A 6,207-nucleotide genomic window follows, 5' to 3' on the forward strand; every position below is an offset into this window, starting at 1 on the left:
GTGGTCGAAGGGGATGACATGAGGCGGCGCACTTTCCTTGCGAGCGGGGCGGGCGCGGTCGCGGCGTTGTCCGCGCAGTCGGTCGTGGCCTGCTCGTCGCCGGAGAACAGCGCCGCCCCGGCACCGAGCACCGACGCCACCGCCGAGGTGATTGCGAAACTGCGCGCCCAATACGCGGAATTCGACACCGAGTACGTCGACAACGCCATCGTGCCCAACTACCTCGTCAGCATGTACGAGGGTCAGCGTCCGGTGCTGCCGATGATCGACGTGGCGCTGACGAAGGAGAACGCGCTGCCCACCGATCTGTGGGGACTGCTCAGCAAGACCTGGCGCCCGGATCCCGAGGCCGGCGTGACGGTGTTCCTGCAGGGCCTGGAGAAGCGCGGACCGGACAACCGCCGCAAGCGGATCTACATGTCGGCGGTCACGCCCGACCTGTACGACGGGGCCTACCGCGCCAAGATCGTGAAATTCTGGACCGATCTGTTCGCCCCCGGCAACGCGAACAAACCGCTGATGCGGATCTACCTGGACACTTTCTGGGACCTCTACTGGGATCTGCACCTGGGCGTGCGGGGGGACCAGATCCCGGCGCAGGTCCGCGAGATCGGCGCGAGCTTCAACACCGTGCTGGCCTACCGCGATCCGACGCAGAAGATCGTCTACGACAACTACATGACGGTCCGCAAGCACCTGGACTTCCTCAAGACGTGGATCGACGACCGGCTGGCGGACCTGAGCTCGGGGAAGACGCCGGATCGCGAGAAGACCTTCGGCTGGTACTGGCTGGCCAACGGCGAAGGCAGCGAGTACTTCAACCACAAGGATGTGGTGTTCGAGTGCTTCCACAACTTCGTCGCGTTCAGTCAGTGGGGCAACAGCCTGTACAACGTGATGGCCAAACTCGCTGACACCGGCGGAGATCCGGGCGCCAAGGACTGGTTCGCCAAGACGATGTCGGGTGACCCGGACCGTCCGGACGGGTCGGCGTTCCCGCCCCTGGAACGTCTGGTGATGGAACTGTTCCGCACCATCTCCCCGAACGGCGGCAGCATCTCCGCCCTGTCGGAGACCCGCAAGCCGCCGTTCGACCGCAACGGCTACATCGTCAGCCCGCACACGTCGACGAGTCATGACCCCGTGCAGTGGCGCAACCCCGACGAGTTCGACCCATCGCGCTACAGCGGTGTGCCCACCAGTCAGGACGTGGACGAGGCGAAGATCCATCAGATGGGTCTGGCCAATTGCCCCTTCACGCCGACCTCGTTCGACGTGAAGGACGGTCGCAAGGCCGCGCTGCGCAACAGCGCGTTCGGCACGGTCTTCGGTGTCGCGGACGACCGTCCGATGCCGGTCTGCGACTACGCCGGCTTCGCGCCGTTCGGCTTCGGCTACCGGCGCTGCCCCGGTGAGCAGTTGACGCTGATGGCGTTCGAAGACCTGCTGCGCAAGGCCGCCGCCGAGAAGCTCGCCTTCGTGAAGATCGGCGGCTCCGATCACGAGCAGTTGCCGATCGGCCCCGGCACCGTCATCGCCGACAACCTCGGGTTCGTCCGCCGCGGCTGACGCAAGCTCGAGCGCATTGCGGAAAGTTAACAATTCGGTGCTGCCCCGGCGTTGACGCTCGCGCAAAGTGGCGTGGCGTGGTCTGGTGGATGGTGATGCCTACTACCAAGCTCTCCGTTGTCCGCCTGACCGCGTCCGCCGCGGCGGGCCTGACGCTGCTCGCCACCGCCGCGGGACTGGCCGGCGCCGCACCGGACAGCGACAGCCAGGGCTATGTCGATTCCACGGCGCGGTGCAGCGCCCCGGCGGTCGCCGTCCTCTTCGGCAGCACGTCGAGCGCGCGCGTCGCCATCTGCAAGACCTCCGGCGGCAGTTACGAATATCGCGGCGTTCGGGTGCGTGACGGCGCCAAGCTCGTGCTCAAGGCCACCGCCTCGAACGGCGGGTTTGTCGCCGAGAGTGACGGCGTCACCTACACCGTCACCTCCAATGGGCTGAAGGTGAGCACCGGCGGCACAGTACTGCGCAACGAACCGTTGACCGATGTGCACGAACCGCAGGGCGCGCTCGCCACCTCGCCGTCCACGTCGACCAGTGGCACGTCGACCAGTGGCACCGCCACCACCGTGACCACGACAGTGACCTCCACGACGCCGACTTCGACCACGCCGCTGCCGCCGCCGTTACCCGCGGAGGCCGGCGGCCGCTGAGCCACTTATTGGCAACCGTTACCATTAAAGAGTGTTCGTTGCTCCGCGCTGGCTGCTCCGCGTCCCCGAGCTCGACGAACTCGGTACCGGTGTCGTTCGTCTGACCGTGCCACTGGTCGACGACATGATCCAGATCGGGCTGGGTGGGCGGTACCGGACCGGCGCCATCGACGTGATCAGACGTCCTGCGCTTCTGACCGTGCGGCGCACCGACGGCCGGCCTTTACAAGCGCAGATTGTGCGTGACGAGCCGATCACCGTGCTGCGCGCGCCGATACCGCACCTGACGCTGCGGCGCGTTCATCGGGGACTGTGGATGGCACCCAGCGGGGTACCGGTCGCCACGGTGGCTGACCTCGAGCAACTGGTCCGGACCGTGGCGAACTTCGGCGTAGCCAAACAGCAGCGGGCCGGAATGGTCTCAGCCGCAGTATGAGTGGGTCGCGTAGGCCAACGCGTCCCGGTAATCCTGGTCCAGCTGATGTGTCGCCGCGGCGCCCTCGGTCGCATCGCGCAGGGCCGCGGCGCACGACGGTGAGTGCAGCAGATCCCATTGCGCTGCAATCTCATCGACGATCGTCGTATTCAGCGCGTCGATGCGCGCCCGCGACGACGACAGGTCCGGCGCGGTGGGTGGCGCGGCGGCGGGATCGAGTTTCCATTCCGCAAACCGGCGGTACTCGACGGCCTCGGTCGCATGAATCTGATCGGTGAAGATCCGTGTCACGTAGCCCGCATCGATCCCGCGGGTGTCCGCCGTGGTGCCGACGGAGGCGAGCACCTGCTGCACGCGAGCCGGATCTTCGATGTCGCCCTTGGTGATCCACTTGAGCGCGGCAACGGGATCGGCGACCTGCAGCCGCTCTGCGGCGGCCGACACCAGGGGATCGAGCGGGCTGGGCGTCGCGTGCGCCACCGCCGGCGTGACGGCCATCGCGGTGACGGCGGCCAGTGCGGCCAGTGCGGCCAGTCCGATTCTCATGATCAGCGCCGCAGAGCCGCGGTGCTGGGTTCGGCGGCGACGGCCAGCAGTCGTTGCGCGCGGTCGAGCAGGATGCGGTGCAGGTCGGCGTCGGAGACGTCGCTCAGATGCGGCTCGGTGATGCTGCCGAAGACGCCCGCGGTGATCATCCCGATAGTCACCCGGGTCGCGACGTCGACGGTCGGGCCGATCAGCAGCGTGCGCATGCGGTCGCCGCATTCCTCGAACTCCCGGTGCGATTTCACCAACTCGAGCACGGCCGGGTCGCCGTAGAACAAGCTGCCGATGCGCCGGTGCCGGATGGCCATCTCGACGAAGCCGCTGATGGTGGCGTCGCGGCGGGAATCCGGACTGGCGATGGTCTCGGCGATGCGCACCAACCGGTCCATGTCGTCGAACACCGGTCGCACGACGGACAGCACGATGTCGTCCTTGGTGTGGAACTGGTAGTAGATCGCGGCCTTGCTGACGCCGAGGTGGTCGGCGATCATCTGCAGCGATGTGCCGTTGACGCCGCGTTCGGCGAACAGATTCAGGGCGGCGTCGAGCACCCGCTCGCGTGCGAAGCCGCGCTGCGCCACTGGCTTGGCCATCCGACCCGCCTCCTTTCGCTGATCCGGCATGTGACCTGCTGCGCATCTTTGCACGGACAGTATCCGCCGTCACAGAGTTTGACGTTCGTCTTGTCCTAACTTAGCCGATTGGCTAATCTCGTCCAGTCGAGTAGCTAGGCTAATTGAGGCTGTTCACGGATCGGACGGAGTCGGGCGATGAACGTGTTGAAACGCGTGTGGATACCACTGGTCATCGTGGTGGTGGTGGCCGTCGCATCGTTCACGGTGATGCGGGTGCGCACCTTCTTCGGCACCGGTCCCGGCTACGTCTCCACGGAGAACAGCGCCGCCGATGAGAGCGAGCCATTCGATCCCAAGGTGGTGAAGTACGAGATCTGGGGTGAGCCCGGTGCGACGGCGAACGTCAACTACATGGATCTCGACGCCAAGCCGCAGCGCGCCGACAACGTCGCACTGCCCTGGACCCTCACGCTGAGCACCACCGCACCCTCTGTCTTCCCCACGATCTCGGGCCAGGGCGACGGTGCCTCGCTGTCCTGCCGCATCACCGTCGATGACGAGGTCAAAGACGAACGTACTGTCGACGGTGTCGGCGCCCATACCTACTGCTTGGTGAAATCCGCATGAGTGCACCTCAGACCGATCCGCCCACCGATCCCTTCACGGCCGCCCCGCACGCCACCGAACACGACCGTCGTGGCATTGCGAAATGGGTTCGCACCCTGGCTGTTCCGGTCATCATCGGCTGGATCGCCCTCGTCGTACTACTGAACGTCATCGTCCCGCAGCTCGAAGTGGTGGGGCAGATGAAGGCAGTCTCGATGAGCCCCGAGACCGCTCCGTCGGTGATCTCGATGAAGCGCGTCGGCGAGAACTTCCAGGAGTTCAAGTCGAACAGCTCGGCCATGGTGGTGTTGGAGGGCGACCACCAGCTCGGCGATGCAGAGCACAAGTTCTACGACGAGATGGTCGCCAAGCTGGAGACCGACAAGAAGCACGTCGAGCACATCCAGGACATGTGGGGCGATCCGCTGACCGCGGCCGGCGCGCAGAGCGCCGACGGCAAGGCCACCTACGTGCAGGTGTACACCGCCGGTAACCAGGGCGAGTCGCTGGCCAACGAATCGATCGACGCGGTGAAGGCGGCCGTCGACAGCCTCACCGCACCGCCGGGCGTGAAGGTCTACGTCACCGGTCCGGCCGCGATGACGGCCGATCAGCAGATCGCCAGTGACCGCAGCCTCAAGGTGATCGAGGCGCTCACCTTCTGCGTGATCATCGTGATGATGCTGCTGATCTACCGGTCGGTGGTCTCGGTGCTGCTGACCTTGGTCATGGTGGTGCTGGGCTTGGCCGCGACCCGCGGCGCGGTGGCGTTCCTCGGCTACTACGACATCATCGGGCTCTCGACGTTCGCGACAAACCTGTTGGTGACGCTGGCCATCGCCGCGGCGACGGACTATGCGATCTTCCTGATCGGCCGCTATCAAGAGGCGCGCACCCGCGGCATGGACCGCGAAGCCGCGTACTACGACATGTATCACGGCACCGCGCACGTGATCCTGGGCTCGGGTATGACGATCGCCGGTGCGACCTTCTGCCTGCACTTCACCAAGCTGCCGTACTTCCAGTCCCTCGGTATCCCGCTGGCCGTCGGCATGGTCACGCTGGTGCTCTGTGCTCTGACGCTGGGGCCGGCCATCATCTCGGTGGCCACCCGGTTCGGTAAGACGCTGGAGCCCAAGCGAAGTGCCCGTATCCGCGGCTGGCGCAAGATCGGTGCGGCCGTGGTGCGCTGGCCCGGCCCGATCCTGGTGGCGACGATTGCCCTGTGTCTCATCGGCCTGGTCGCGCTGCCGGGCTACAAGACCAACTACAACGACCGGAACTACCTGCCGCAGAACCTTCCCGCGGCCGAAGGTTATGCCGCGGCGGACCGGCATTTCAATCAGGCCCGGATGAACCCCGAACTGCTGCTCATCGAGAGCGACCACGATCTGCGCAACTCGGCGGACTTCCTGGTGATCGACAAGATCGCCAAGGCGGTGTTCCGTACCCCCGGCATCGGGCGCGTGCAGGCCATCACCCGGCCGCAGGGCACGCCGATCGAGCACACCTCGATCCCGTTCCAGATCAGCATGCAGGGCACGTCTCAGAAGATGAACGAGAAGTACCAGCAGGACATGATGGCCAACATGCTCAAGCAGGCCGACGACATGCAGTCGACCATCGAGAGCATGACCAAGATGTCCAACATCACCGTCCAGATGGCGGCCACCACCCATTCGATGGTCGGCAAGATGAAGAACATGACCGTCGATGTGGCCGAATTGCGGGACCACATCGCCGATTTCGATGATTTCTTCCGGCCCATCCGTAACTACCTGTACTGGGAACCGCACTGCTACGACATCCCGTCGTGCTGGGCCAT

At 65.6% G+C, this 6,207-nt stretch carries 7 protein-coding genes; 5 read left to right on the forward strand and 2 right to left on the reverse strand.

Annotated elements, in window-relative coordinates:
* Positions 1-18: 18 nt before the first annotated feature.
* From AC1DY7_RS23755 to AC1DY7_RS23765, 3 genes are all read left to right on the forward strand, one after another.
* Entirely contained in the window at positions 19-1,569 is a 1,551-nt protein-coding gene (locus AC1DY7_RS23755; protein WP_477496182.1) for a hypothetical protein, read from the forward strand.
* Between the two features lie 95 nt (positions 1,570-1,664).
* The gene (locus tag AC1DY7_RS23760; RefSeq protein ID WP_477496183.1) at positions 1,665-2,219 is read left to right on the forward strand and encodes a hypothetical protein; all 555 of its coding nucleotides are present in this window, start codon (positions 1,665-1,667) and stop codon (positions 2,217-2,219) included.
* Between the two features lie 31 nt (positions 2,220-2,250).
* Positions 2,251-2,655: a hypothetical protein gene (locus AC1DY7_RS23765; RefSeq protein ID WP_477496184.1), complete on the forward strand. Its 405-nt coding sequence runs from the start codon at positions 2,251-2,253 to the stop codon at positions 2,653-2,655.
* Here the strand turns inward: AC1DY7_RS23765 and AC1DY7_RS23770 are convergent.
* Both AC1DY7_RS23770 and AC1DY7_RS23775 read right to left on the reverse strand, forming a co-directional pair.
* Positions 2,641-3,201, reverse strand: a complete 561-nt coding sequence (locus AC1DY7_RS23770) for a chorismate mutase (protein ID WP_477496185.1) — start codon at positions 3,199-3,201, stop codon at positions 2,641-2,643. The two genes, AC1DY7_RS23765 and AC1DY7_RS23770, sit on opposite strands and share 15 nt — an antisense overlap.
* Positions 3,202-3,203: 2 nt before the next feature.
* Positions 3,204-3,794 (reverse strand): TetR/AcrR family transcriptional regulator, encoded by a 591-nt coding sequence (locus tag AC1DY7_RS23775; RefSeq protein WP_477496186.1) that lies wholly within the window; start codon positions 3,792-3,794, stop codon positions 3,204-3,206.
* 177 nt (positions 3,795-3,971) lie between these two features.
* Here AC1DY7_RS23775 and AC1DY7_RS23780 point away from each other — a divergent pair, with 177 nt between their 5' ends.
* Both AC1DY7_RS23780 and AC1DY7_RS23785 read left to right on the forward strand, forming a co-directional pair.
* The gene (locus tag AC1DY7_RS23780; RefSeq protein ID WP_477496187.1) at positions 3,972-4,403 is read left to right on the forward strand and encodes an MmpS family transport accessory protein; all 432 of its coding nucleotides are present in this window, start codon (positions 3,972-3,974) and stop codon (positions 4,401-4,403) included.
* Positions 4,400-6,207, forward strand: a 1,808-nt coding sequence (locus AC1DY7_RS23785) for an MMPL/RND family transporter (RefSeq protein WP_477496188.1), incomplete at its 3' end; no start/stop codon positions are given. The genes AC1DY7_RS23780 and AC1DY7_RS23785, both read left to right, overlap by 4 nt.

The organism is Mycobacterium sp. P2_H7, assembly GCF_056403275.1.

Bases quoted from the DNA above. Each gene is read 5' to 3' on its own strand.
- AC1DY7_RS23775 (WP_477496186.1), bottom strand. From the start codon at position 3,794: ATGGCCAAGCCAGTGGCGCAGCGCGGCTTCGCACGCGAGCGGGTGCTC.
- AC1DY7_RS23760 (WP_477496183.1), top strand. From the start codon at position 1,665: ATGCCTACTACCAAGCTCTCCGTTGTCCGCCTGACCGCGTCCGCCGCG.
- AC1DY7_RS23780 (WP_477496187.1), top strand. From the start codon at position 3,972: ATGAACGTGTTGAAACGCGTGTGGATACCACTGGTCATCGTGGTGGTG.
- AC1DY7_RS23770 (WP_477496185.1), bottom strand. From the start codon at position 3,201: ATGAGAATCGGACTGGCCGCACTGGCCGCACTGGCCGCCGTCACCGCG.
- AC1DY7_RS23755 (WP_477496182.1), top strand. From the start codon at position 19: ATGAGGCGGCGCACTTTCCTTGCGAGCGGGGCGGGCGCGGTCGCGGCG.